Genomic DNA, 25747 nt, shown 5'->3' with positions numbered 1-25747 from the left:
CGCCTCAGGCCGCCGCCGCGGCCGAGGGCAGCCGCTTGAGCAGGTGGTCGACGACCAACCGCGCCTCGGTCTCGTCCAGCGCCGCCGCCGCGTAGACGGTGCGGGCGCCGTAGCCGAACATGATCGCCCCTACCGACTTGACCGTGAACGGGCCTTGGACGCGGAAGCGTATCAACATCGGGTCCTGCAACGCTGGGCGCAGGTCTCGCACCAGGGCGCCCTGATAGAGCTTCCGGCGTGACCAGGGCCCGCAACGCATGACGACCTCCAGGTCGCCCTGCACGACCCGCAGGGTCTCCACTCCGCCGATCATCCAGGCGATGGCGGTGGCCGCGTACACCCAGCCGGCGGCCCAGAAACAGAGCCAGACGGCGATGAACAACGTAAAATCCGCCAGCAACTGGCCCATCACGACGATCCCGCCGATGGTCCAGAACGTCAGCCATACGGGCAGGAAAAGCATCGCGAAGGTCCTACGCACCGCCCGGATGCGGACGGTCTGACCGTCGTCCCGGTCGATCTCGAACCTGGCCTTGCCCGCGGCTTCGTACTTCATCAATGCACCCTTGATCCCCGCGCAAGCTCTACCGCACCGCGAGCCGCGACGCCAGGAATCCCCGTCCGAAGGCCCTGCGACCACGATCCCCCTCACGTTTCGAGTCTTTCCGTGCTATGAGGGGCTTTGCGCGAAGCCAATAAGGAGCATTCCGCTGCGTAGCGACCCCGCGCCGACGGCGCACGAGGGACCGGCTGGTGCCGAATCCTCGACTGAAAATCCGACGCTCAGTACGGACCTGAACATCAAGGCGCTGGAGCGCCTGATCCTGGACCGCCTCGACGACGACAAGGCCCAGGACATCGTCCACATCGACCTTACGGACAAGAGCTCCGTGGCCGACAGCCTGATCGTGGCGTCGGGCCGCTCGCATCGTCACGTCGGCGCTCTCGCCGACCACGTGCTGCGCGCGCTGAAGGACCATGGCCTGGGCAAGGCCCGGGTCGAAGGCCTGCCGCACTGCGACTGGGTGCTGATCGACGCCGGCGACGTCGTCGTCCACCTGTTCCGCCCCGAAGTGCGCAGCTTCTACAACATCGAGAAGATCTGGGCCGTCGACGCGCCGCACCGCATGCCGGCCGCCTCGTCGAACTGATCTCCTCCGGGCAGGCCCCGCTCCTGAGCATCGCTCGGAGCGGGGTTCTCCGCCCTGCTCTCCCAAAATGAAGATCACCATCCTCACAGTCGGGAAGCTCGGCCGCATGGTCGAGGCGCAGCTGGCGCTGGACTACGCGTCCCGCGCCACCGCGTCGGGCCGCGCCCTGGCGCTGGGCCCCGTCGAGATCCTCGAGGTCGAAGCCCGCAAGCCGGGCAAGGCCGCCGAGGCCGAGGTGCTGCGCCCGCACCTGGAAGGCGCCTACGTCGTCGCCTGCGACGAGCATGGCAAGGTCCACACCTCGCGCGCCTTCGCCGGCCGCCTGGAGCGCCTGCGCGACGACGGCCAGCGCCGGATCGTGTTCCTGATCGGCGGCGCCGACGGGCTGGATCCGTCGATCCTGGCGCAGGCCAACGAACTGCTGGCCTTCGGGCCCCAGACCTGGCCCCACGCCCTGGCCCGCGCCATGCTGGCCGAACAGATCTACCGCGCCGTCACCATCCTGTCGGGCTCGCCCTATCACCGCGATTGAGCCCTGCGTCCTTCGAGGCCCGCTGCGCGGGCGCCTCAGGATGAGGACGTCAGTGCAAAACCTTCCTCATCCTGAGGTGCGAGGCGCAGCCGAGCCTCGAAGGACGCACCGAGCGCCCCCTTTGAAACCGCCGCACCCTCAGGCAGATAGGGACGCAATGCCCCGCCGCTTCGCGATCGCCGCCGTCAGCGCCTGCGCCCTGCTCCTCGCCGGAGCCGGGGCCGTCGTCGCGCAGCAGATCGGCGACCAGCGCACCCGCGACCTGCAGCAGGCGGCCGACACCCGCCGCGAGATCGAGGACCTGCGGGCCGAGCTTTCCCGGCTGAACCAGCAGCAGCTCTCGGCCGGCGCCGATGTCGACGTCAAGCGCGCCCGGCTGGAAACCCTGCACCGACGAGAGTCTGCGCTGATCGGCGAGCTGGGCCGCGACCGGGGCCAGCTGGCCCGGCTGCTCAGCGCCCTGCAGCTTTTCCGCCGCAACCCGCCGCCAGCCCTGCTGGTCAATCCCGGCGACGCCCGCGACGCGGTGCGCGCGGCGATCCTGATCCGCGCCATGACCCCCGACCTGCAGGCCCGCGCCGACGCCTACGCCCGCCAGGCCCGCGCCGTCGGGGCCCTGCGCCGCGAGGCCGCCGCCGCCTCCGAGCAGCTGTTCACCGCCGAGAGCGCCATGGCCGACCGCCGGGGCGAGCTGGAGCGGATGATCGTCGAGAAGACCCAGCTGGAGCGCGCCTACGCCCAGGACGCCATCGCCGCCGACCAGGAACGCCAGACCCTGGGCGCGCTGACCGACGGCCTGTCGACCGGATCGGCCACCGGCCCGCTGACGCTGCGGGCTCCGGCCCCCGGCGAGGTGGTGCGCCGCTGGGGCGACGCCCAGCCCGTCGGCGGCAAGGCCGAGGGCCTGTCGATCCGCACCGCCAAGGGCCAGGCCGTCGGCAGCCCCGCCGCCGGCGTGGTCGAGTACGCCGGCCCGCTGAACGGCTGGGACATGGTGGTGATCGTCCGCGCCCAGGGCGCCTATCATCTGGTCATGGCGGGCCTGGCCGACGTTTCGGTGGCGCCCGGACAATCGGTCGCAGCCGGCGCCGCCCTCGGACGCATGACGGACCGTGGACCTTTGGAGCCGGAGCTCTATCTTGAGGTGCGTGAGAACGGGGTTCCGGCCGACCCGGGACGCTGGCTCAAGCAAGAGTCGCGGTAGACGACTTTTTCAGCAATGATGGGCGTTCATCATGACGCGCGGCCTGCGTCGGGGATGGACGGGGCCGGACTATCGAACGCGGCGTTCACGCCGCTCTTGAGTATCGGACGCGGCGCCCGCGCCGCAAGGGAGCCTTTCAGGCCTTATGCGCAAGTACCTGCTCATCGGTGTTTCGGCCTTTGTCCTCGGCGCGGGGACCATGGCCTATGTCAGCCCGATCGCCCAAGCGACCATCCCCTCGCAGAAAGCCAAGACCTACAAGCTGCTCGAACTGTTCGGCGACGTGCTCGCCACCGTCGAGGACCAGTACGTCACCGAAGTCGACGACAAGAAGCTGATCGAGGCCGCACTTGACGGCATGCTGACCAGCCTCGACCCGCACTCGGGCTACCTGTCGCCCGACAGCTTCGAGGACATGCAGGACACCACGCGCGGCGAGTACGGCGGCCTCGGCATCGAGGTCACCAGCGAGGAAGGCGTGGTCAAGGTCATCTCGCCGATGGACGGCACGCCCGCCGATCGCGCGGGGATCCAGGCCGGTGACTACATCACGGCCGTCAACGGCCAGTCGGTTCTGGGCCTGACGGTCAACGAGGCCGTCAAGCAGATGCGCGGCCCGGCCGGCGAGACGGTGACCATCACCATCGCCCGCGAGAAGACCGACCCGTTCGACGTCAAGCTGGTGCGCGAGGTCATCAAGCCCAAGGCCGCCATCGCCCGCATGGAAGGCGACTACGGCTACGTGCGCCTGCCCGGCTTCAACGAGAAGTCGACCGACGCCCTGTCGGCCTCGATCAAGGACCTGCAGGCCAAGAACCCCAAGATGAAGGGCTTGGTCTTCGACCTGCGCAACAATCCGGGCGGCCTGCTCGACCAGGCGCGCGGCGTGGCCGACCTGTTCCTGGAAGGCGGCGAGGTCGTCAGCCAGCGCGGCCGCAATCCGCGCGACATCCAGCGCCTGAACGCCACCCCGGGCGACATCCTGAACGGCCTGCCGATGGTGGTGCTGATCAACCAGGGCTCCGCGTCCGCCGCTGAAATCGTCGCCGGCGCCCTGCAGGACCGCCACCGCGCCGAGCTCGTCGGCATCACCAGCTTCGGCAAGGGCTCGGTCCAGACCGTGATCCCGCTGCGCGGCGGCGCCGACGGCGCCCTGAAGCTGACCACGGCCCGCTATTTCACCCCGTCGGGCCGCTCGATCCAGAAGACCGGCATCGAGCCCGACCTCGAAGTGGCCCAGACCAAGGACCAGGCCCAGGACATCGCCAACCGCGTGTGGTTCAGCGAGGCCAGCTTCAAGAACGCGCTCAACGCCGACGAGGGCAAGACCCGCAAGGGCGCCCACGTGCCGGCCGAAGCGCCGCCGGCCGGCTTCGACGAGAAGAAGGACGACTTCCAGCTGTCGCGCGCCCTGGCCGTGCTGAAGGCCGGCTCGGTCGAGGCGGTGCCGAAGCTGCCCAAGCCGCAGCCGAAGATCGCCGAGGTCACCGCCAAGGCCGCGGCCGCCGGCGGCAAGCCTCCGGTCGAGAAGAAGTAAGGGCTTTCGAGCCCGCGAGAACGAGCCGCCCGTCGAAAGATGGGCGGCTTTTTCTTTGGGACCTCTCCCGCTTCCTTAAAACCTCTCCCAAAGGGAGAGGAAGGGGCCCATGCGCAGCATGGGAGGGTGAGGGGTTTAAGCCTATCCAGATGAGGCTGGGTCGAAGAGTGATGGGGCCGCAGGCGGTCTAGCCCCTCACCCTCCCACGCCTCCGGCGCGGGCCCCTCCCTCTCCCTATGGGAGAGGTTTTCGTCAGGCCATCCCCATCGCAACGGCGGCGAGGATCACCCCAGCCAACCCTACGGCCAATCCCGCCCCGGCCCGCAGCACGGCGGCCAGGCACACGGCGCGGTCTTCGGCGCGCGAGGGATCGGAGAAGCGGGCGAACTCGGTCAGGCTCATGGCGAGGTCTCCTCACGAGAAGCTTGCGCCCGAGGATCGGCCGGCGGGAAGGTCTCGCCATCGCTTTTGCGCTCAACCTCGCCTGTCGGTCATTTCCGCGCCGCGCTTCGCTGAGAAAAGCAGCGATCCGCCATTTCGCCGCAGGTTTGGGCGAACCCTGTTAACCATATCTTGGAAGCTTGCCCGCTAAGCCCATCCCATGGCCGCCGTGTTCTCCCGCAAGCCCGCCTACACCGCCGCCGCGCCCGAACCCGCCGACGGCGGCGACCTGCGCGCGCGCCTGATGGCGGCCGCGGCCAATCCCTATATCGGCGCCAGCGGCGCGGCCTTCCTGTTCCTGCTGAGCCTGGCCGTGCTGGTGCTGGTCACCGGCGACCCCAAGGCCGGCGCCCCGGTCATCCGCCTGTCGCTGTCGGAGATCGGCGCCACCAAGGGCGCGCCGGACGGCTGGCGCGAAGCGCTTTCGACCGAAGGCGCCGAGGAAGCCCCGCTGCTGCCCGGCCAGATGGACCTGTCGGCCCAGCCCTTCGCCCGTCACGCCCAGGCCGACGCCGCGCCCGAAGACTTCACGGACCTGGCCGCCGCGCCCGCCCCGTCGGGCGGCGCCCTGGTCCAGGCCCCGCTGCCCGGCCTGTCGGTTCCCGGCCCTGGCGGCGGCCCTCTGCCGGTGATCGCGCCTGACGGCCGCACGGTCGCCGAAGCCTATGCCCGCCCGTTCACGCCCGACGGCCGCCCGCGCGTGGCCCTGGTGATCGGGGGCCTCGGCCTCAACGCCCAGACCACCCGCGCCGCCATCGAGACCCTGCCGCCCGAGATCACCCTGTCGTTCGCCCCCTATGCCGAAGGGCTGCAGGGCTGGATCGACCTGGCCCGCTCGCACGGGCACGAGGTGCTGCTCGAGACGCCGATGGAGCCCAACGACTATCCGGCCAACGATCCGGGCCCCTACACCCTGATCGCCGCCAACCGCCCCGACGAGACCGTGCGCAAGCTGGAATGGCTGATGTCGCGCGCCACCGGCTATTTCGGCCTGACCAACTATCTGGGCTCGAAGTTCCTGGATTCCGACCCGGCCATGGCCACCTTCACCACGGCGCTGAAGGCCCGGGGCCTGGCCTTCGTCGACGACGGCGCGGCCGCCCGTCGCGGCGGCCCTATCCCGCGCGCCTCGGCCGAACGCGGCATCGACGACGACCTGTCGGCCGAGGCCATCGAGGGCCAGCTGCGGGCCCTGGAATCGGGCGCCAGCGCCCGCGGCCAGTCGCTGGGCGTGGGCTTCGCCTATCCGGTGACGATCAGCCAGGTGCGCAACTGGGCCGGCGGCCTCAATGCGCGGGGCGTGCAACTGGCGCCGGCTTCGGCTATCGCCAAGCGATGACCGCCCAGATCGACCTTTCGCTCTACCGCCCCAATGTGGGCGTCGCCCTCTTCCATCCCACCGACGGCCGCGTCTGGCTGGGCATGCGCCACAAGCAGGAGCCGCCCTATAACTGGCAGCTGCCGCAGGGCGGCGTCGACGAGGGCGAGGACCTGGAAACCGCCGCCCGCCGCGAGCTCTACGAAGAGACCGGCGTGAAGTCCGCCCAGCTGCTGGGCCGCACCGAAGGCTGGCTGACCTACGACTATCCGCCCGAGTTCATGGGGACCAAGCGCGCGCGCGGGTACCTTGGCCAGAAGCAGGTGTGGTTCGCCTTCCGCTTCACCGGCGACGAGGGCGAGATCGACCTGGCGGCGCATGGCGACGTCGAGTTCGACGCCTGGCGCTGGGGCGCTCTCGACGAAACGCCCGAACTAATCGTACCCTTCAAACGCGGCGTCTACGAACGAATGGTCGCCGCTTTCTCGGGGTTCGCGCGCATCGCCTGACACCGAAGGCTCAGCGCGCCGGCCCTTTGTAGCGTGATAGCCGAAAGTGTGAGCGGTTTCGGCGGCTGTCGCGCGTTAGACCTGAAGAGGTTCGGAGGCGCGGGCTTGAGCAGAACCATCCTGATGATCCACGGCTACGGCATGACCGGCGACAGCTGGGCGCCGGTGGCCGAGACCTTCCGCAAGGCGGGCTACGCGGTCGAAACACCGACCATCCGGCCCGCCCTGCGCACGGCGGGGCCGCCCTCGCCCGACCTGGCCGGCCTGTCCCTGGCCGACTATGTCGCCGAGCTGAGCGCCGCGGCCGCCGTGACCGCCGCCCGCGACGGGGTGAAGCCGATCGTCTTCGGCCACTCGATGGGCGGGCTGATCGCCCAGAAGCTGGCCGAAAGCGGCTTGGCCTCGGGCATCGTGCTGTTCGCGCCGGCCTCGCCGGCCGACGCGCGCGGCAAGCCCAAGCTGTCGCCGATCATCACCTTCCTGAACGCCGTGCTGACCCAGGGCGGCGCGCCCAAGCCGGTGAAGATGTGGAAGACCGGCTTCAAGTTCGGCGTCGTCAACGCCGTGCCGACCGCCCGCCACGACGCCCTCTACGCCACGGCCGTCTACGACTCGGGCCGGGTGCTGCAGGACCTGGCCTATCCCGACCGCGATCCCTCGCGCACCGTGCATGTCGACGCCGCCAAGGTGACCGTGCCGGTGCTGGTGCTGGCCGGCGCGCGCGACCGCACCACGCCCGTCGAGGACGTCCGCCTGGTCGGCCGCAAGTACGCCGGGGCCGACTATCGCGAGTATCCCGACCACGCCCACTGGCTGATCGACGAGCCGGGCAGCGAGGCCCTGCTGGGCGCGGTGCAGTCCTGGCTGTCGGAAAAGGGCCTGGGCCCGGCCTCGGCCGCCCCGCCCAAGGCCAAGCCCGAACCCGCCCCGGCTCCGGTCGCCGCAGCGCCCGAACCGGCGGCCGCGCCGGCCGTGGAGCCGGCGCCCAAGCCTCGCGCCCCCACCAAGGCCAAGACGCCGAGCAAGGCCAAGGCCGTCGTCGCCGAACCGGCCGCCAAGCCGGCGGCGAAGGCCGCGCCCAAGCCGAAGGCTCCTGCCAAGGCGGCGCCCGCCAAGGCCAAGGCGGCGCCTCCCGCGGAAGCCCCGCCCGCCCCGGCCGCCAAACCGGCCAAGACCCCCGCCAAGGCCGCTCCAAAGGCCAAGGCGGTCGCAAAGCCCGCGCCCGCGCCGGAACCGGCCAAGACCGCTGCGAAGGCTCCGGCGAAGCCCCCCGCGAAAGCCAAGGCGGCGCCCGAGGCCGCCCCTGCGGCCAAGCCCCCGAAGGCCAAGGCCGCGCCCGCCAAGCCGGCGACGGAAGCCAATGCCCCGGCCGCCAAGGCGCCCGCCAAGCCCAAGGCCGCCGCCAAGCCCGCGTCCAAACCCAAGCCTGCGACAACGACGCCCGCCAAAACTTCGCCACGCGGCAAGAAGAGCGTGTAGGCTCCATTGAAACGCTCGTATCAGTCACACGGGCGGAGTTGACCTAAGAGGCGGGCGTGAAGGCTCCGGTGATCATGGTCCACGGCGCCTTCTGCGGCGGCTGGACGTTCGACAGTTTCCGAGAGCCGTTCGAGGCCGCCGGTCATAAGGTGCTCACGCCCGACCTGCCGGGGCGCGGCCCCKGCGGCTCGGTCGTCGGCCTGTCGATGAGCGACTACGCCCGCGAGATCGCCCGCCTGATCCGCACGTGCGAGCGGCCGCCGATCCTGATCGGCCACTCCATGGGCGGACTGGTGGCCCAGCTGGCCGCCGGCCGCGCGCCGGTGGAGCGCCTGATCCTGCTGGCCCCCTCCCCGCCCTGGGGCGTGCATGGCGCGAGCCTGGAAGAAGCGGTCTCGGCCGTCAGCCTCTATGCGCTGGGCCCCTACTGGCTGCAGGCCATCGCGCCCGACTACGGCGTCGTGCGCCGCTACAGCCTCGACCGCCTGCCGCGCGAAAAGCGCCGGGCGCTCTATGCCCGCATGACCTCCGAAAGCGGCCGGGCGCTGTGGGAGACGCTCAACTGGTGGCTGGACCCGTTCATGACCACCAGCCCCGGCCCGGTGAAGGCCCCGGTGCTGGCCATCGCCGGCGGCCAGGACGTCGTTCATCCGCCCGCCACCGTCCGCCAGACCGCCGCCCGCCTGGGCGGGGCGTTCCACGAGTTCCCCGAGATGAGCCACTGGCTGCCCGGCGAGCCGGGCTGGGAGGCCGTCGCGGCGCTGTGCCTGGACTTCATCGCCGCGGAGGATCGGGCGGCGGCTTGATCCACAAGGAACCTCCCCCTCTGGGGGAGGCGATCGCGCAGCGATCGGTGGGGGGCGTGTCGCAAGACTGATCCGCCGCCGCGAGAGCTGAAAACGTCCCCCCTCCGGCCTTCGGCCGCCTCCCCCAGAGGGGGAGGTTCCAAAGAAAAAGGCGCGGAGGTCACCCTCCGCGCCTTTCGCGTTTCAGCTCGACGAGCCGCTGACCATCACTGGGTGGTGTAGAGGATCTGGGCTTGTTCGAAGTTCTTGCCGACCGAGCTGTCGTCCAGCTTCTTGACGCGGACGTAGACCAGACCGGCCTTGCCGCCGGCGGCGTTGTTGTCCCAGGTCACGGTCAGGCGCTTGACGTCGGTGACCAGCTGGTCGTTGCGGATCAGCTTCAGCTGCGGGCTGTTCTCCCAGGTCGCCCAGTCGTGCAGGGCGGTGGCCAGGTGCTGGGCCTGGTCCGGGCCCTGGGCGTGCTGGACGTTCAGGGTGCAGACGTTCTTGTTCGAACCCGGGTTGTCGAGGACGATCTGGTAGGGCTTGCCCAGGTCCAGGGTCCACAGGTCCTTCTTCTTCTTGAAGCCCGCGGCCTTGGCCAGGGCGTTGAAGTCGCCGCCGACGACGGCCGGCTTGCAGATGGTGTCGAGGACGCTGAGGATCTTCACCGAGACCGGATCGGTCGGCGGCGGCGGACGCACCGCTTCCGGAGCGGCCGCGGCGGCGGCGGCTTCCGGGGTGCCGGCGGCGGGCGCCGGGACGACGGGCGCGGCTTGATCGGCAGGCGCGGCCTGATCAACGGGCGCGGCGGCCGGGGCGGGAGCCGGGGCGGCGGCGGGAGCGGGCTGCTCCTGGGCGACGGCGGTCGAAACGACGCCGAGGGCGATCAGGCTGGCGAGCGCAAGGCGCATAGGTCGGATATCCCCTAGAGACTTGGAGGTCGGCATTAAAACCGACAAGCGTTCCCTCGCAACCCTTATGGTGGCCGATTACGGCGGGGATGGGGTCACAAACGTAATTTTTTCGATCGAGAGCTTCGATCCTTCTCCCCCTGCGGGAGAAGGTGGCGGCCGAAGGCCGTCGGATGAGGGGTCCAAAGGCTTGTCCGGAGAGGTCTGAGAGACCCCTCACCCGACCTTGCTTGGCAAGGCCACCCTCTCCCACAAGGGGAGAGGGAACAAAAGAAAACGCCCCCACCCTTTCGGATGGAGGCGCTCTCAAGTCTTCCGAGAGAAGCGGCTCTTACGAGGCCACTTCCACGGCGTGTTCGGCCAGGATCGTGAAGCCGTCGGGACCGACGTCCGCGAAGCCGCCCTGGATGTCGAACAGCTTGACGGTCGAGCCGTCGCGCACCGTCACCCGGCCCTCGCGCAGCGTGGTCATGAACGGGGCGTGGTTCGGCAGGACGCCGAAATCGCCTTCCGCGCCCGGCGCGTCGACCTGGTCGACATCGGCCGAGAACAGTTCGCGCTCAGGCGCGACGAGGGAGAAGTGCAGCTTGGCCATCAGTCGTAGGTCTCCACGGCGCCCAGGGCCGCTTCGATGTCTTCGTCGGTCTGGATCTCGGTGCCGCAGAACGGGCAGAAGCGGATGGTGGTCAGGACCGTGCCCGTCTCACCATCGGCTTCCCGCTGACCCAGGTTCAACAGGATCAGGCCGCTGTCGTGCTCGATGAGGGAGGCCTCGGCGTCCGAAGACACCGCGTCCTCCAGCTCCTCGCAGCAGAAGTGGCCGAGATCGCCGTCTTCCTCGTTCATCAGGCGTCCGCCGCCAGCTTTTCAGCCTTGGCGACGGCCTCCTCGATCGGGCCGACCATGTAGAAGGCGGCTTCCGGCAGGTGGTCGTACTCGCCGTCCACGATGCCCTTGAACGAGCGGATGGTGTCCTTCAGCTCGACGAAGGCGCCCGGGGTGTTGGTGAACTGCTCGGCGACGTGGAACGGCTGGCTCAGGAAGCGCGAGATCTTGCGAGCGCGCGAAACGATCAGCTTGTCCTCTTCCGACAGCTCGTCCATGCCGAGGATGGCGATGATGTCCTTCAGGGCCTTGTACTGCTGCAGGACTTCCTGGACGCGGCGAGCCACGGTGTAGTGCTCTTCGCCGATGACCAGCGGGTCCATGATCCGCGAGGTCGAGTCCAGCGGGTCGACGGCCGGGAAGATGGCCTGGGCGGCGATGTCGCGCGACAGAACGGTGGTGGCGTCCAGGTGGGCGAACGAAGCGGCCGGGGCCGGGTCGGTCAGGTCGTCGGCGGGAACGTAGATGGCCTGGACCGAGGTGATCGAACCCTTGTTGGTCGAGGTGATGCGTTCCTGCAGGTTGCCCATCTCGGTGGCCAGGGTGGGCTGATAGCCCACGGCCGAGGGGATGCGGCCCAGCAGAGCCGACACTTCGGCGCCGGCTTGGGTGAAGCGGAAGATGTTGTCGACGAACAGCAGCACGTCCTTGCCTTCTTCGTCACGGAAGTATTCCGCGATCGACAGGCCGGTCAGGGCGACGCGGGCGCGGGCGCCCGGCGGTTCGTTCATCTGGCCGTAGACCAGGGCGCAGCGCGAGCCTTCGGTCGAGCCGTTGTTGGCCTTCGGGTCGACGTTGACGTTCGACTCGATCATCTCGTGATAGAGGTCGTTGCCTTCGCGGGTGCGTTCGCCCACGCCGGCCAGAACCGAGTAACCGCCGTAAGCCTTGGCGATGTTGTTGATCAGTTCCTGCATCGTCACGGTCTTGCCGACGCCGGCGCCGCCGAACAGGCCGATCTTGCCGCCCTTGGTGTAGGGGCACATCAGGTCGATGACCTTGATGCCCGTGACCAGCACTTCAGCGGTGTTGGTCTGCTCGGCGAAGGTCGGGGCGTCGCGGTGGATCGGGCGCGACAGGTCCGACTGGATCGGGCCCTGCTCGTCGATCGGCTCGCCGATGACGTTCATGATGCGGCCCAGCGTGCCCGGACCGACCGGAACGCGGATGGCTTCGCCGGTGTCGCGCACGGGCTGGCCGCGGACCAGACCTTCGGTGGCGTCCATGGCGATGGCGCGGACGGTGTTCTGGCCCAGGTGCTGGGCGACTTCGAACACCAGACGCTGGCCGGTGGCCTGGTTGGTGGTCTCGACGGCGTTCAGGATGGCCGGCAGGGCGCCGGTGAACTCGATGTCGACGACGGCGCCGATGATCTGCACCAGCTTGCCGGTGGCTTCGCCGGCGACGGGAGCAGCGGCCTTCGGAGCAGCGGCGGCCTTCGGGGCGGCCGGCTTCTTGGCGGCCGGAGCCTTGGGAGCAGCAGCAGCGGCCGGGGCGGCGGCGGCCTTCGTGGCGGCGGGCTTCTTGGCGGCGGCCGGCTTTTCAGCGGCGGCTTCGGGAGCCTTAGCAGGGGTCTTGGCCATGGCGTGCGGGTCTTTCGTGCGTCTCTGCGTGCGTTTTTGGCGTTAGGCTAGATCAGACGGCTTCGGCGCCGGAGATGATCTCGATCAGCTCCTTGGTGATCTGGGCCTGGCGGGAACGGTTGTACTCGAGGGTGTAGCGCTTGATCATGTCGCCCGCGTTCCGCGTGGCGTTGTCCATCGCCGTCATCTGGCTGGCGTAGAAGCCGGCCATGTTGTCGAGCAGCGCCGACAGGATCTGGACCGTCAGGTTGCGCGGCAGCAGGGTCTCGAGGATGGCCTCTTCCGAGGGCTCGTACTCGTAGACCGCGGCCGGACCGGACGCGGGCTCGCCGCCCTCGACCACGGCCGGGATCAGCTGCAGCGCGGTCGGGACCTGCTGCACCACCGACTTGAAGCGGCTGTAGAACAGGGTGACGACGTCGGTCTCACCGGCTTCGTAGAGCTTGGTGACGACGTCGGCGATCGGCTGGGCCACCGACAGCGTCAGCTGGCGGTAGGACGACAGGTCGAAGTTATCCACCACCTTGTCGCCGTACGGGCGCTTCAGCTGGGCGGTCACCTTCTTGCCGACGCAGACGATCTTCACGTCCTTGCCCTGGGCGATCAGCCCGTCGATGTGGGCGCGGGCCGCGCGCACGATCGACGAGGTGAAGCCGCCGGCGAGGCCGCGGTCGGCCGCGGCCACCACCACCAGGTGACGATCGTCCCGGCCGGTGCCGGCCAGCAGCGCCGGAGCGCCGTCGCCCGACACGCCGGTCGCGAGGTTGGCGATGACGCTGGCCAGACGCCGGGCGTACGGACGGGCGGCTTCCGCCGCGTCCTGGCTCCGGCGCAGCTTGGCAGCCGCCACCATCTGCATCGCCTTCGTGATCTTTTGCGTCGCTTTGACGCTCGAGATCCGATTGCGCATTTCCTTCAAGCTGGCCATTCGGCGCTACTCTCTCCGAGCGGTTCCGAGGGGGCTTAGGCGAAGGTCGACGAGAAGCTGTCGAGCGCGCTCTTCAGCGACGCTTCCAGGTCCTTGTCGAGGGCCTTCTTGGTGGCGATGCCGGTCAGCAGGTCCTGATGGGCGCTGTGCAGGCGGGCCAGGAACTCGGTCTCGAAGCGACGCACCGACGAGGTCGGGATCTTGTCGAGATAGCCGCGGGTGCCGGCGTAGATCACGCAGACCTGCTCTTCGACCGACAGCGGCGCGTATTGCGGCTGCTTCAGCAGCTCGGTCAGGCGCTCGCCGCGGGCCAGCAGCTTCTGGGTCGAAGCGTCCAGGTCCGAGCCGAACTTCGCGAAGGCGGCCATTTCGCGATACTGGGCGAGCTCGCCCTTAATCGCGCCAGCGACTTGCTTCATGGCCTTGATCTGGGCCGACGAACCGACGCGCGACACCGAGATGCCGACGTTCACGGCCGGGCGGATGCCCTGGTAGAACAGGTCGGTTTCCAGGAAGATTTGACCGTCGGTGATCGAGATCACGTTGGTCGGGATGTAGGCCGACACGTCGTTGGCCTGGGTTTCGATGATCGGCAGAGCCGTCAGCGAGCCCGAACCGTTGTCTTCGTTCAGCTTGGCGGCGCGTTCCAGCAGGCGCGAGTGCAGGTAGAACACGTCGCCCGGATAGGCTTCGCGGCCCGGCGGACGGCGCAGCAGCAGCGACATCTGGCGGTAGGCGACGGCCTGCTTGGAAAGGTCGTCATAGATGATCAGGCCGTGCAGGCCGTTGTCGCGGAACCACTCGCCCATGGCGCAGCCGGCGAACGGGGCCAGGTACTGCAGCGGGGCCGGCTCCGAGGCCGAGGCCACCACGACGATGGTGTATTCCAGGGCGCCTTGCTCTTCGAGCGTCTTGACGATCTGGGCGACGGTCGAACGCTTCTGGCCGATGGCGACGTAGACGCAGTAGAGCTTGGCGCTCTCGTCCTTGCCGGCGTTGGCGGCCTTCTGGTTCAGGATGGTGTCGACGGCGACGGCGGTCTTGCCGGTCTGACGGTCGCCGATGATCAGCTCGCGCTGGCCGCGGCCGACCGGGATCAGGGTGTCGATCGACTTCAGGCCGGTCTGCACGGGCTCGTGCACCGACTTGCGCGGGATGATGCCCGGGGCCTTCACGTCGACGCGGCGACGCTCGGTGTACTGGATCGGGCCCTTGCCGTCGATCGGCTCGCCCAGCGGGTTGACGACGCGGCCCAGCAGGCCCTTGCCGACCGGCACGTCGACGATCTCGCCGAGGCGGCGGACTTCGTCGCCTTCCTTGATCTCGGCGTCAGCGCCGAAGATCACGGCGCCGACGTTGTCGCGCTCGAGGTTCAGGGCCATGCCCTTCACGCCGGCCTTGGGGAACTCGACCATTTCACCGGCCTGGACGTTGTCCAGACCGTAGATGCGGGCGATGCCGTCACCCACCGACAGGACCTGACCGACGTCCGAGACGGCGGCTTCCTCGCCGAAGTTGGCGATCTGCGACTTGAGGATGGCCGAGATTTCGGCGGCGCGGATATCCATGGCTGGGTCGGGCTCTTTCTTGAGGCTCTCTGCGTACGTACGTTTTTGCGCGGTTATACGCTTAGGCGCGCTTGAGGGCGAATTTCAGGGAATCGAGCTTCGAACGAACCGAAGCGTCGAACAGTCGGGAACCGACGCGCACCTTGACGCCGCCCAGGATGGACGGGTCGACGCGGGTCGAGATTTCGGGGGTCTGGCCGAGCGCGCTCGACACGGCGGCCGTGACGGCCTTCAGCTGGGCGGCGCTCAGCGGGGCGGCCGAGGTGACCTCGGCGGCGACCACGCCGCGGTGCTTGGCCGACAGGGCCACGAAGGCGTTGATCGCGCCGACCAGTTCGACCGCGCGGCCGTTGGTGGCGATCAGGCCCAGGAACTTGGCGGTCAGCAGGTCGAAACCGGCCTTCACGGCGACGGCGGTCAGGCCCTTGGCCTTGTCCTCGGCCGAGAACGCGGGGGAATCCAGCAGGCGGCGCAGGTCGGCGCTATCGGCGATCATGCCCTTCAGCGATTTCAGGTCGCTTTCGACCTTCGCCAGGTTGCCGCCTTCGATCGTCAGTTCGAACAGGGACTGCGCATAACGCTGACCCGCATCCGTCGCCTTGGTTTCGTCCGCCACTTGTTCCGCCCGGTGTGCGTTGCAATCGCCGCGGAAGAGAAGCTCCCCCCTCTCCCCGGCTTAAAGACTTGATCGCGCTTGAGAAAAGCGCACGGGCGGCCCGCGCATTCACGCTGCCCTTCCCGAAGCCCGGCGCCTGATAACACGGGGTGTTCGCAGTCGCAACCAAGCCGAGGTGATCGTGTTCGGCCAAGTTCGCGAAAAAATGTGTTTATCCGTCAGACGTTGACGCGGCGGAACACGCCCGAGGCCGCTCCGGCCAGGGTCCCGTCGGCGGCGCGCGCCTCGGCCTGGGCGAACACCAGACTGCGAGTGGCCCGCTCGATCCAGCCGCGCGCCGAAAGGCCCGCGCCGCCCAGGCCTGCCCCATCCTGGCCCGCATAGTCGATCGTCACCGACACCGGCGCGGCGTCGACGCCGGCCGCCTGTCGCAGGGCGTCTTCGAGTTGGACGATCAGCGGCTGGGTCATGGCGACGATCTAATCCCTGCGCGGACAAAGACGAAAGACAGGACAAAGAAAAAGGGCGGCGGAAGCGATCCGCCGCCCCATCAGGCGAATGGTCGAGGAAACAGCCAGAGAGAAAGACGTCTCCGGGTACGCTTACGAATAGAGCGGGATCAGGCCGCCTTGGCCGAAGCGTTGCAGCGCTCCAGCTCTTCGGCCGCCAGGGCCTTGGCGTCGCCGCCGAAGGCCGAGACGCGGCCGGCTTCTTTCGCCAGCGCCTTGCACGAGGCGACGCTGAGAGCCCGCGAGGGCGCCGAGGTCGCCACGCAGGCGGCGTCCTCGCAGACGAAGACCGCGCCGCCGGCGACGATCTTGGTCTTGGCGGAGACGGGTTTTTCGAGGATGACCGCCAGACGGCCATCGGCCAGGGCGGGTGCGGCGACGAGCGCGGAAACGGACAGGGCGGCGACAGCCGCCAGGGCGCGGAGCTTCATGGGAAAAGCCCTCCAGCTTCGGGGATGATGGAAAGATCGATGATCGCGGCTTAAGCTGTACTGGCCGGTCGGTCTCGTGGGATGTGGACGCCAGTTATCCCCACCGGCGTCGCGAAACCGAACTAAGCACTGCTTAGATATCAGCGTTCAGAAATCGCGCAAGCCGATTTTCGTTCGCGTGCGCATATTTTTTCGAAACTGAGATTTTTGGGGCGTAGGGACGACCGAGAGGCCCCCGATATCCCGTCTTTCCCGCCCTCGTGGCGGGAAACCCTGGCTCCGCCCGCACGTGAAGCGCCAACGGCGTGCTCGGCGCGCCGCCCCTCCCGTCCTTGCGGCTGACAGAGGGGTTCCCGCCACAAGGGCGGGAATGACGGGCAGGGAAGTAAAGCGCGCTCGGCGCTCTACAGCCCCAGGATGGAGTCGATCCGGCTCTCGGCCTTGGCGTGGATGGCCCGGTCCTGGACCATGCCGTCCATGCGGGCGAAACGGCCGTCCTTGCCGGCCTGGCGGCGGATGCCGTCGGCGGTGACCACCACGGGCGGACGGCGGGCGTCGGTCAGGCCGCCCAGCAGGGCGGCGAACACCGCGCCAACGGCGGCGGCCAGCACCGGCCCGGCGAAGTCGATGGCGGTCTCGCCGAAGACGGCGTGCAGCTGGGTCAGCAGATGCTCGCGATTGACCTGCTCGGACAGGATCTGCAGCGACCAGGCGGCCACGCCCTGGATGACGGCGGCCAAGACCACGGCGATGACCACCCCCAGGAAGCGGGGGCGCCAGAAGAGCCCGAGCAGGGCTCCCACCAGGGCGAAGGCGACCATCAGGATCATGGCGGCGATCCTGCGCCCGTCTCCTCAAAAGGAAGTTAAGCCCCGGATGGACGCGAGTAAATCCGATACGCGGATGACGAGAGCCGGAGACGGGGCCATATAAATGCGATCGGCGGCCGCGAGCCGCCCCACGAGGGAGCCTTCATGTCGCAGCTGCGTTCGCCGGCCCGCCTGGCCCTTGCCTCCGCCGCCCTGGCCGTGACCCTGGCCGGCTGCGGGATCAACACCATCCCCACTCAGGACGAGAAGACCAAGGCCGCCTGGGCCGAGGTGCAGAACCAGTATCAGCGCCGGTCCGACCTGATCCCCAACCTGGTGGCCACCGTTAAGGGCTACGCCGCCCAGGAAAAGGACGTCCTGACCTCGGTCACGGCCGCCCGCGCCAGCGCCACCCAGGTCAAGGTCGACGCCTCGACCATCACCGACCCGGCCGCCTTCCAGAAGTACGCCGCCGCCCAGGACCAGCTGACCGGCGTGCTGGGCCGCCTGATGGTGATCCAGGAGCAGTATCCGGACCTGAAGTCGAACCAGAACTTCCTGGCCCTGCAGAGCCAGCTGGAAGGCACCGAGAACCGCATCACGATCGCGCGGCGCGACTACAACGAGACTGCGCGGGTCTACAACACGAGCCTGCGCACCTTCCCGACCATCCTCTGGGCCAAGACCGTCTATGGCGGGCAGAAGCCGGCCCAGCTGTTCGAGGCCTCGGCCGCGGCCCAGACCGCCCCGACCGTCAGCTTCGACGCCCCGGCCGCGCCCGCCGCCCCGGCCCAGCCGGCGCCGGCGCATTAGGGTGACGAACCTCGCCTCGGCCCAGTTCCTCCCCCGCATGCGGGGGAGGCGCTGGCTGGCCGCTCCCCTCGCCTTTCTCGTCGTCCTGTTTCTCGCCGCCGCCGCCTTCGCCGCCCCGACCTTTCCGCCGCTGAGCGGCCGGGTCGTCGACCAGGCCGGCATCCTGTCGCCGGCGGCCGAGCAGAAGCTGACCGACGAGCTGGCGACGCTGGAGAAGCAGACCGGCCGCCAGCTGGTGGTCGCCACCCTGTCCAGCCTGCAGGGCTACGAGATCGAGGACTACGGCTACCAGCTGGGCCGCGCCTGGGGGATCGGCGAGAAGGACAGGAACACCGGCGCCCTGCTGATCGTCGCGCCCAACGAGCGCAAGGTCCGCATCGAGGTCGGCTACGGCCTGGAGCCGGTGCTGACCGACGCCCTGTCCAGCGTCATCATCCAGAGCGCCATCCTGCCGCGCTTCAAGGCCGGCGACATGGAAGGCGGCATCGTCGCGGGGACCGACGCCCTGGTGAAGCAGCTGTCGCTGCCCGACGGCGAGGCCAGGGCCCAGGTCGCCCAGGCGGCGGATGCAGAGCGACAGGACGACGGCGGCGGCGTGCCGGTGGTGGCGATCTTCATCGTCTTCATCGTGGCCATCATGATCCTGCGGGCGATGTTCGGCCGTCGCCGCTATCGCCGCAGCGGCCTGGGTTCGGCGGTGGGCGAGGCCCTGCCCTGGATCCTGATCAACGCCCTGACCAGCAGCAGCAACCGCGGCGGAGGCGGCGGCTGGAGCAGCGGCGGCGGTGGCGGCGGGTTCTCCGGCGGCGGCGGCTCGTTCGGCGGCGGCGGATCCTCGGGGAGCTGGTGATGAGCGACATTCTTTCCCGCCCCGACCAGCTGCGCATCGCCGACGCCGTGCGCGCCGCCGAGGCCGGCACGATCGGCGAGATCCGCTGCGTGATCGCGCCGCGCATCGAGCCCGACCGCTCCGCTCCCGTCCTGGCCTGGGCGGCGGGCGCGGCCCTGCTGCTGCCCGCCTTCGGCCTGCTGGCCGGCCTGCGGCCCGAGTGGCTGACCCGCCTGTTCGGCGGCTGGAGCGTCGGCCACGCCGCCGCCCAGGACGGCGCGATCCTGTCGGCCCTGCTGGTCTATCTGACCCTGCAGGCGGCCGTGTTCGCCCTGGCGGCCGCCGTGCTGTCGATCCCGCCGCTGCGGGCCCGGCTGCCCACCGGCGAGAGCCCGGCCGAACGGGTGCGGCGCGCGGCCATGGACTATTTCCTGTCCAGCGACCTGCGCGCCACGCAAGGCCGCACCGGCGTGCTGATCTTCGCCGCCCTGGCCGAGCATCGCGTCGAGGTGCTGGCCGACGAGGGCGTCCACGGCCTGGCCCCCAAGGACGCCTGGTCCGGCGTCGTCGCCGACCTCGTAGCGGGCCTGAAGGCCGGTCAGACCGCCGACGGCTTCGTCGCCGCCGTCGGCCGCGCCGGCGCGATCCTGGCCGAGCACGCCCCGCGCACGGGCGGCGACAACCGCAACGAGCTGCCCGACGCCCCGACCATACTGAGCTGATGATCCGACCTTTTCTCGCCCTGGCCGCCGTTGCGGTCCTGACCCTGGCGTCGCGCGCCCATGCCTCGGACGACGTTCGCTTCGAAACCTGGAACGGATCGCTCGTCCAACAGGTGGAGGTCCTGTCGCCGCAACAGGCCGGCGACCTCAAGCATCGCATCGCCGACCTGGAACGGCGCACCGGCCGTCGGCTGGCCGTCGTGGTGCTGGGCCATCCCGGCCGCTTCTCGATCGAAGACCATGCCGATTTCCTGGAGCAGGGTTGGGCGATTTCGCCGGCGGACAAGGCCAAAGGCGTCATCCTGGTGATCGGCGCCCACAACGGCGGCGAAGCGATCGTCGTCGGCCACGACCTGGCGAGCGTGTTCGGCGAGGGCGTGGGGGCCGAACTGCTCGACGCCGTCCATCGCAAGAGGGTGGGTGACGGGCTCGTGAGCCAGGCCGACGCCACCGGGGCCGTGCTGGTCGGCGCCGACGCCGCGCTGCGCCAGCTGTCCCTGCCCGACGAGGAAGCTCGCCGCCTGTCCCAGGCCGCCGACGAACGCCTGCAGGCCCGCGTCAACGAGGACGAGGCGGCCAGCGGCGTCGGCGCCGGCGTCATCGCCGTCTGCCTGCTGCTGCTGATCGGCGGCGGGATCTGGCTGAACCGCATCGAGGCTCGGCTGCCGCCCCACCTGCGGCGCAAGCAGAAGGTCGGGATCCAGTGGGGCCGCTACTCGGGCTGAACCTCCGGAGAGCCCGCGCGGCGCCTTACGCTTACGTGATCTTCCCCCCGGCGAATTTCCGGCCTACGGTGCCGGAAATTCAAACTAACGTTTAAACAGGGAAGAAGCGCCATGCGCGAAGCGGTCATCGTCTCCTACGCCCGGACGGGCCTGGCCAAGTCCAATCGCGGCGGCTTCAACAACACCCACGGCGCGGCCATGGCCGGCCACGCCATCCAGCACGCGGTCAGCCGCGCCGGCCTCGACGGGCCGGAAGTGGAAGACGTGGTGCTGGGCTGCGGCGGTCCCGAAGGCGCCACCGGCATGAACGTGGCCCGCAACGCCGCCATCTGGGCCGGCCTGCCGGTCACCACCTCGGGCCAGACCGTCAACCGCTTCTGCTCGTCGGGCCTGCAGGCCATCGCGACCGCCGCCAACTACGTGCGCAACGACGGCGCGCCGGTGGCCATCGGCGGCGGCGTGGAGTCGATCTCGCTGGTGCAGGGCGGGGGCCACATGAACCGCTTCCACATCACCGAAGACAAGCTGATGAAGGAAAAGCCGGCCCTGTGGATGGCGATGATCGACACCGCCGACATCGTCGCCAAGCGCTACGGGATCAGCCGCGAGTACCAGGACGAATATTCGCTGCGCAGCCAGCAGCGGATCGCCGCCGCCCAGGCCGCCGGCCTGTTCGCCGACGAGATCGTGCCGATGGCCACCAAGATGAAGGTGGTCAACAAGGAGACCAAGGAAGAGAGCCTGGTCGACTACGTCGTCACCAAGGACGAGTGCAACCGTCCTGAAACCACCCTCGAAGGCCTGGCCAAGCTGGAGCCGGTCAAGGGTCCGGGCAACTTCATCACCGCCGGCAACGCCAGCCAGCTGTCGGACGGCGCCGCCGCCGTGGTGGTGATGGAGGCCAAGGAGGCCGCCCGCCGCAACCTCGAACCGCTGGGCCTGTTCAAGGGCTTCGCCATCGCCGGCTGCGAGCCCGACGAGATGGGCATCGGCCCCGTGTTCGCCGTGCCGCGCCTGCTGGAACGCCACGGCCTGAAGGTCGACGACATCGACATCTGGGAGCTGAACGAGGCCTTCGCCAGCCAGTGCCTCTACAGCCGCGACCGCCTGGGCATCGATCCCGAGAAGTACAACGTCAACGGCGGCTCGATCGCCATCGGCCACCCCTTCGGCATGACCGGCGCCCGCTGCGCCGGTCACCTCTTGCTGGAAGGCAAGCGCCGCAAGGCCAAGCTGGGCGTCGTGACCATGTGCATCGGCGGCGGCATGGGTGCGGCGGGTCTGTTCGAGATCTTCTGATCTCGATCAGGACGAAGAGATGAAATCGCATCACCCCGGAGGCGGACCTCCGGGGTGATGTCGTTTCGGGGCGTCCTCAGCTGAGGTCGCGCGCCTCCAGCGCCGCCAACAGGGCCGCCAGGCGGTCGACCTGCGGCTGCAGCGCCGGGTCCAGCCGCGCCTTGGGCGGATCGACCTGCACATGGACGAGGTTGGTCGTCTCGTTGGGGTCGGCGACCAGGTCGTACATCTCCCACTCCTGGCTCACGCGGCCCGACGGGTCGAAATAGCGGGTCAGCTTGTGGGTCAGGGTGCGCACCGAACGCACGTGGTTGGGCTGGCGCACCGAGCCGGGAGCGATATCGACCGGCGGCCGCGCGGGGTTGCCCTTGCGCACCTTCTCCACCGCCGCGTCGAACACCGCGTACTCCTTCTCGCACTTGGTGTTGTGCGGGTTGTTCAGCGGCGGCGAGGGGGCGGTGATCTCGTCGTCGGTGATGAACAGCACGCCCAGACGCTCGTTACCGTCAGGCTCGATCACCCGGTCGGTCTCGCCGCGGATCAGCGGCGCGAGGTTGGCGCCCGGCAGCGGCGGCGTCGGCCGGGTCTTGGCCAGCACGGAAGCGATGGCGTCGCGCTCGGCCTCGCCAACCCCGGCCAGGCCCAGGATGGTCGGCACGATGTCGGCGTGGCTGGTCAGGGCCTCCTTGGCCAGCGGAACCCCGTCGGGCAGGCCTTGGGGCGCGAGGCCCGGCGGGAAGCGCACGACCACCGGCACGTGCAGCACCTCCTGATAGGCGGTGTGCCACTTCTCCAGCATCATGCCGTGGGCGCCGGCCATCTCGCCGTGGTCGGTGAGGAAGACGACGATGGTGTTGTCGGCCTGGCCCGTGGCCTCCAGCGTCTCCAGCACCGCGGCGATGTGCACGTCGACCACGCTGTGCAGCCAGCCATAGAGCTGGACGAAGGCCTTGACCCCGCCGCGCGGGTCGCTGGTCAGCTGGAACGGGATCGGCCCCTGCAGGGCGATGTCGGCCGCCGCCTCCAGGGCCTTGTCGGTATCGGTGATCCCCATGCCGCGCGCGACGTTGAAACCGGTCTTGGCGTTCAGCGCCAGACCCATCTTCCAGGCGTAGTCGTGCTGGGCCGAGGGCTTGGTCGACAGGTCCTCGTCCCAGGTCGGCGGCACGTGGCCGCAGTCCGGGTCGAAACCGCCGGGATTGAGCGGGATGGTCGCCGTACCCGCCGTCGGCGGCGGCGTCGCCTGACCCTGCAGCGGCACGGTCAGCGGATTGAAGATCCCCTGCACGCCGCCGCCGTCGGGCGTGGGCAGGGCCTGTCCGATCACCGCCGGATAGGTGGCGATGTCGTGGGGGTTGGTGAACGAGGCCACGGCGAACCATGGCTTCAGGTTCGCCGGATCGGGACCCGAGGCGTACGGGTCGTGCGACTGGGCGGTGGCCACGGCGCGGTCGTAGTTCACCGCCAGGGCCTGGCGGCGGATGAAGGCGCAGGCGGTGTCGGAGAAGCCCGCGTCGCGATAGAGGCCCAGATTATTGATCGCCGCCCCGTGCGGCTCGGGCCAGCTTTCCTCCCAGTCGTCGAAGCCGAAGTCCTCCAGCGTATGGCGGGCCGGGTCGCTGACGTGCCACTTGCCGAAATAGTGGGTGGTGTAGCCGGCCTCGCGCATCCAGTTGCCGAGGGTCGGGATGCCGCCTTCCGCCAGCCAGGGAAAGTTGGGCGAATCCCCGCTCTTGAACAGGCCGTCGGTCTGGGTGACGCCGGTGCGCGTACCGTACTGACCGGTATAGATCACCGTGCGGCTGGGCGTGCAGGCGCTGGCGGCGATGGTGTGGTTGGCCAGCAGCACGGCGTTGTCGCGCAGAGCGGCAAGGCCGGGAAAGTGCTTGATGTAGTCGTTTTCCGGCTTCAGCGGCTGGAAGCCGAGCACATCCTTCAGCCCCTCGGCCAGGCCATGGGCCTCGCCGTAGGAAAAGCGCGGAAAGCGATACTGGTCGCAGGTAATCAAGAGGATGTTGGGTCGCTTGGTCATATCGGCCTCCCCTCGGGCGATTGTCGGCCCCGAATGTCGGGAAACTGACGCCAAAGTTGTGACACGACTGTGCTCGCCTTCACAGAACGCAGCTTTCGCCCGCCCGCCGCCAGCCGGAAAAATCGCCGTTCGCCCTGCGACAAGGAGTCGCGCGAGTTGCCGAAAACACCGCGCTTAACCACGCTTTTACCGCGCACCCCGCTTTGTGCCGTCCGAAGATGAAACACCTCCGGCCGCGTTCCGACGCGCGCCGAGGACGCTGAAAGCGGGACACCCCTGATGAAGCTCGACGATCTGAAGATCGCCACCAAGGTGATGCTGCCGTCCATCGTGCTGGCGGTGGTCGCCGTCGCCTGCGTGGGCGTGGGCGTATGGCAGCAGAAGAAGCTTGAAACCGCCGTGGTGCGGATCGTTGAGCAGCGCGCGCCGGCCGAACTGGAATCGGCTCGCTTCAATCGTCGCGTCTCGGCCATCGGCTACGCCGCCTACCGCACCGTCGCCAACAGCGGCTCGTCGGAAGCGGCCCAGACGGCCTCGAAGGAAATCGACGAAAACTTCAAGACCGGCAACGAGCGCCTCGACGCCATCGTCAAGGCCGAGCCGGAGACCGCCAAGGACATCGCCGCCTTCCGCAACCGCTTCAAGAAGGTCTACGACAGCGGCCGCCAGGGCGCGGACCTGGGCCTGCAGGACGCTAACGAAGCCGCGATCATGGTCATGGCCGTGATTGATCCGGACATCACCGGCTTGACCAAGGACGTCTCGACCTGGACCGACAAGCACTCGGCCGAGACCCAGGCCATCGTGGAGAAGGCCCGCAAGGACGCCTCGACTGGCGTCATCATCACCTTGCTGTTCGGGGTTCTGTCGGCCGCCGCCGCCCTGGCCTACGCCGTGTGGATCGGCCGCAGCAAGATCTCGCGCCCGCTGATCAGCCTGTCCAAGACCATGGAAATCCTGGCCCAGGGTTCGGTGGACGTCGAAGTCAACGGCGCCCAGCGCCGTGATGAAGTCGGCGCCATGGCCCGCTCGGTCCAGGTGTTCAAGGACAACGCTCTGGCCCTGCGCACCGCCGAAGCCGCCCAGCAGCGCGCCGCCGCCGAGACCGAGGCCGAGCGCCGCCGCAACGAACAGGTCCGCGAAGCCGCCGCCAAGGAACAGGCCTTCGTGATGGAAGAGATCGCCACGGGCCTGAACCGCCTGGCCGAGGGCGACCTGACCTATCGCGTCGACGCCGACTTCCCGGCCGACTACAAGCGCCTGCAATCGGACTTCAACGGCGCCATCGCCCAGATGGAAGAGGCGATGCGCACCATCGTCCACGCGGCCAACGGCATCGGCGCCGGCAGCGACGAGATCGCCTCGGCCGCCGACGACCTGTCGCGCCGCAGCGAGCAGCAGGCCGCCAGCCTGGAAGAGACCGCCGCCGCCCTCGACGAGATCACCGCCACCGTCCGCCGCAGCTCGACCGGCGCCCAGGAAGCCTCGCGCGTGGTCGGCTCGACCCGCGCCGACGCCGAACGCTCCAGCGTCGTCGTCAAGGGCGCCGTGGACGCCATGCAGCAGATCGAGAAGTCCTCGACCGAGATCAGCCAGATCATCGGCGTGATCGACGAGATCGCCTTCCAGACCAACCTGCTGGCCCTGAACGCCGGCGTGGAAGCCGCGCGCGCCGGCGACGCCGGCAAGGGTTTCGCGGTCGTCGCCCAGGAAGTGCGGGCCCTGGCCCAGCGCTCGGCCGAGGCCGCCAAGGAGATCAAGACCCTGATCTCGACCTCGAGCCAGCAGGTCAATCAGGGCGTGTCGATGGTCGGCCAGACCGGCGAGGCCCTGCAGGCCATCGTCAGCAAGGTCGGCGAGATCGACGCCCTGGTCAGCGAGATCGCGGCCTCGGGCCAGGAGCAGGCCACCGGCCTCAACCAGGTCAACGCCGCCGTCAACCAGATGGACCAGACCGTTCAGCAGAACGCCGCCATGGTCGAGCAGTCGACCGCGGCCAGCCACAGCCTGAAGGGCGAGGCCAACGGCCTGATGCAGATGATCTCGCGCTTCCAGGTCTCGGGCGCCGAAGCCCGCCGCGCCTCGGCCGGCGGCGGTTCGACCCGCCGCGCGGCCGCGCCGCCCCCGG

The 25747-nt window shown here is 69.2% G+C and carries 27 protein-coding genes and 1 pseudogene; 14 read left to right on the top strand and 14 right to left on the bottom strand.

Features of this window, described 5'->3' with window-relative positions:
• Positions 1–4: 4 nt before the first annotated feature.
• Positions 5–556: a hypothetical protein gene (locus AC1DCG_RS18460; RefSeq protein WP_477028676.1), complete on the bottom strand. Its 552-nt coding sequence runs from the start codon at positions 554–556 to the stop codon at positions 5–7.
• A gap of 154 nt (positions 557–710) precedes the next feature.
• Here AC1DCG_RS18460 and rsfS point away from each other — a divergent pair, with 154 nt between their 5' ends.
• Both rsfS and rlmH read left to right on the top strand, forming a co-directional pair.
• Positions 711–1151: a ribosome silencing factor gene (gene rsfS / locus AC1DCG_RS18455; RefSeq protein WP_165262651.1), complete on the top strand. Its 441-nt coding sequence runs from the start codon at positions 711–713 to the stop codon at positions 1149–1151.
• 67 nt (positions 1152–1218) lie between these two features.
• Positions 1219–1683 (top strand): 23S rRNA (pseudouridine(1915)-N(3))-methyltransferase RlmH, encoded by a 465-nt coding sequence (gene rlmH / locus AC1DCG_RS18450; RefSeq protein ID WP_477037100.1) that lies wholly within the window; start codon positions 1219–1221, stop codon positions 1681–1683.
• Here the strand turns inward: rlmH and AC1DCG_RS18445 are convergent.
• Positions 1646–1772: pseudogene (locus AC1DCG_RS18445) on the bottom strand (hypothetical protein). The gene rlmH and the pseudogene AC1DCG_RS18445 sit on opposite strands and share 38 nt — an antisense overlap.
• A 68-nt stretch (positions 1773–1840) precedes the next feature.
• On the opposite strand from AC1DCG_RS18445, the gene AC1DCG_RS18440 reads away from it, so the two are divergent.
• Together AC1DCG_RS18440 and AC1DCG_RS18435 are read left to right on the top strand one after the other, a co-directional pair.
• Positions 1841–2887 (top strand): murein hydrolase activator EnvC family protein, encoded by a 1047-nt coding sequence (locus tag AC1DCG_RS18440; protein ID WP_477028674.1) that lies wholly within the window; start codon positions 1841–1843, stop codon positions 2885–2887.
• Positions 2888–3032: 145 nt separating this feature from the next.
• Positions 3033–4424 carry a S41 family peptidase gene (locus tag AC1DCG_RS18435; RefSeq protein ID WP_165262533.1) on the top strand — a complete coding sequence of 464 codons (1392 nt, stop codon included), beginning with the start codon at positions 3033–3035 and terminating at the stop codon, positions 4422–4424.
• Between the two features lie 252 nt (positions 4425–4676).
• Here AC1DCG_RS18435 and AC1DCG_RS18430 read toward each other — a convergent pair whose 3' ends face one another.
• Positions 4677–4826: a hypothetical protein gene (locus AC1DCG_RS18430; protein ID WP_477028673.1), complete on the bottom strand. Its 150-nt coding sequence runs from the start codon at positions 4824–4826 to the stop codon at positions 4677–4679.
• Between the two features lie 199 nt (positions 4827–5025).
• On the opposite strand from AC1DCG_RS18430, the gene AC1DCG_RS18425 reads away from it, so the two are divergent.
• The 4 genes from AC1DCG_RS18425 to AC1DCG_RS18410 all read left to right on the top strand — a co-directional run bounded on the left by AC1DCG_RS18425 (position 5026) and on the right by AC1DCG_RS18410 (position 8977).
• Positions 5026–6204 (top strand): divergent polysaccharide deacetylase family protein, encoded by a 1179-nt coding sequence (locus AC1DCG_RS18425; protein WP_477028672.1) that lies wholly within the window; start codon positions 5026–5028, stop codon positions 6202–6204.
• Positions 6201–6692: an RNA pyrophosphohydrolase gene (locus tag AC1DCG_RS18420; protein ID WP_477028671.1), complete on the top strand. Its 492-nt coding sequence runs from the start codon at positions 6201–6203 to the stop codon at positions 6690–6692. Before AC1DCG_RS18425 ends, AC1DCG_RS18420 begins: the two co-directional genes overlap by 4 nt.
• A gap of 105 nt (positions 6693–6797) precedes the next feature.
• Positions 6798–8171 carry an alpha/beta hydrolase gene (locus AC1DCG_RS18415; protein ID WP_477028670.1) on the top strand — a complete coding sequence of 458 codons (1374 nt, stop codon included), beginning with the start codon at positions 6798–6800 and terminating at the stop codon, positions 8169–8171.
• Positions 8172–8227: 56 nt separating this feature from the next.
• Positions 8228–8977, top strand: a complete 750-nt coding sequence (locus AC1DCG_RS18410; protein ID WP_477041597.1) for an alpha/beta fold hydrolase — start codon at positions 8228–8230, stop codon at positions 8975–8977.
• Between the two features lie 206 nt (positions 8978–9183).
• Here AC1DCG_RS18410 and AC1DCG_RS18405 read toward each other — a convergent pair whose 3' ends face one another.
• The 10 genes from AC1DCG_RS18405 to AC1DCG_RS18360 all read right to left on the bottom strand — a co-directional run bounded on the left by AC1DCG_RS18405 (position 9184) and on the right by AC1DCG_RS18360 (position 17220).
• Complete coding sequence (locus AC1DCG_RS18405; RefSeq protein ID WP_477037147.1) at positions 9184–9870, bottom strand: hypothetical protein; 687 nt, start codon at positions 9868–9870, stop codon at positions 9184–9186.
• A 331-nt stretch (positions 9871–10201) separates the two neighbouring features.
• Positions 10202–10465, bottom strand: a complete 264-nt coding sequence (locus AC1DCG_RS18400; protein ID WP_165262545.1) for an ATP synthase F1 subunit epsilon — start codon at positions 10463–10465, stop codon at positions 10202–10204.
• The gene (locus AC1DCG_RS18395; protein WP_165262547.1) at positions 10465–10716 is read right to left on the bottom strand and encodes a hypothetical protein; all 252 of its coding nucleotides are present in this window, start codon (positions 10714–10716) and stop codon (positions 10465–10467) included. The genes AC1DCG_RS18400 and AC1DCG_RS18395 overlap by 1 nt, the downstream gene beginning before the upstream one ends.
• Entirely contained in the window at positions 10716–12338 is a 1623-nt protein-coding gene (atpD, locus tag AC1DCG_RS18390; RefSeq protein ID WP_165262549.1) for a F0F1 ATP synthase subunit beta, read from the bottom strand. Before atpD ends, AC1DCG_RS18395 begins: the two co-directional genes overlap by 1 nt.
• A gap of 52 nt (positions 12339–12390) precedes the next feature.
• Entirely contained in the window at positions 12391–13266 is an 876-nt protein-coding gene (locus tag AC1DCG_RS18385) for a F0F1 ATP synthase subunit gamma (RefSeq protein ID WP_165262551.1), read from the bottom strand.
• Between the two features lie 35 nt (positions 13267–13301).
• Positions 13302–14834: a F0F1 ATP synthase subunit alpha gene (gene atpA, locus AC1DCG_RS18380; protein WP_165262553.1), complete on the bottom strand. Its 1533-nt coding sequence runs from the start codon at positions 14832–14834 to the stop codon at positions 13302–13304.
• Between the two features lie 61 nt (positions 14835–14895).
• Entirely contained in the window at positions 14896–15450 is a 555-nt protein-coding gene (locus AC1DCG_RS18375; protein ID WP_165262555.1) for a F0F1 ATP synthase subunit delta, read from the bottom strand.
• A gap of 218 nt (positions 15451–15668) precedes the next feature.
• On the bottom strand, positions 15669–15920 hold the full coding sequence (locus tag AC1DCG_RS18370; protein ID WP_477028667.1) for a hypothetical protein: 252 nt from the start codon (positions 15918–15920) through the stop codon (positions 15669–15671).
• Positions 15921–16069: 149 nt separating this feature from the next.
• Positions 16070–16390: a DUF8200 family protein gene (locus AC1DCG_RS18365; protein ID WP_477028666.1), complete on the bottom strand. Its 321-nt coding sequence runs from the start codon at positions 16388–16390 to the stop codon at positions 16070–16072.
• Between the two features lie 404 nt (positions 16391–16794).
• Complete coding sequence (locus AC1DCG_RS18360; RefSeq protein WP_477028665.1) at positions 16795–17220, bottom strand: hypothetical protein; 426 nt, start codon at positions 17218–17220, stop codon at positions 16795–16797.
• 144 nt (positions 17221–17364) lie between these two features.
• Between AC1DCG_RS18360 and AC1DCG_RS18355 the strand changes: the two genes are divergently transcribed.
• From AC1DCG_RS18355 to AC1DCG_RS18335, 5 genes are all read left to right on the top strand, one after another.
• The gene (locus AC1DCG_RS18355; RefSeq protein WP_165262561.1) at positions 17365–18012 is read left to right on the top strand and encodes a LemA family protein; all 648 of its coding nucleotides are present in this window, start codon (positions 17365–17367) and stop codon (positions 18010–18012) included.
• 37 nt (positions 18013–18049) lie between these two features.
• Positions 18050–18862 carry a TPM domain-containing protein gene (locus AC1DCG_RS18350; protein ID WP_477028689.1) on the top strand — a complete coding sequence of 271 codons (813 nt, stop codon included), beginning with the start codon at positions 18050–18052 and terminating at the stop codon, positions 18860–18862.
• A complete protein-coding gene (locus tag AC1DCG_RS18345; protein ID WP_477028664.1) occupies positions 18862–19563 on the top strand; it encodes a TPM domain-containing protein in 702 nt (233 codons plus the stop codon). Before AC1DCG_RS18350 ends, AC1DCG_RS18345 begins: the two co-directional genes overlap by 1 nt.
• On the top strand, positions 19563–20288 hold the full coding sequence (locus AC1DCG_RS18340) for a TPM domain-containing protein (protein ID WP_477037144.1): 726 nt from the start codon (positions 19563–19565) through the stop codon (positions 20286–20288). The genes AC1DCG_RS18345 and AC1DCG_RS18340 overlap by 1 nt, the downstream gene beginning before the upstream one ends.
• A 111-nt stretch (positions 20289–20399) precedes the next feature.
• Positions 20400–21587, top strand: a complete 1188-nt coding sequence (locus AC1DCG_RS18335; RefSeq protein WP_165262567.1) for an acetyl-CoA C-acyltransferase — start codon at positions 20400–20402, stop codon at positions 21585–21587.
• Positions 21588–21663: 76 nt separating this feature from the next.
• Here AC1DCG_RS18335 and AC1DCG_RS18330 read toward each other — a convergent pair whose 3' ends face one another.
• On the bottom strand, positions 21664–23619 hold the full coding sequence (locus AC1DCG_RS18330; RefSeq protein WP_477028662.1) for a sulfatase-like hydrolase/transferase: 1956 nt from the start codon (positions 23617–23619) through the stop codon (positions 21664–21666).
• 279 nt (positions 23620–23898) lie between these two features.
• Between AC1DCG_RS18330 and AC1DCG_RS18325 the strand changes: the two genes are divergently transcribed.
• On the top strand, positions 23899–25747 hold a 1849-nt coding region (locus AC1DCG_RS18325; protein ID WP_477041596.1), incomplete at its 3' end, for a methyl-accepting chemotaxis protein.

The sequence above is a fragment of the Caulobacter sp. 10L414 genome (assembly GCF_056395525.1).
This window is presented reverse-complemented; position numbering and strand designations above follow the sequence as displayed.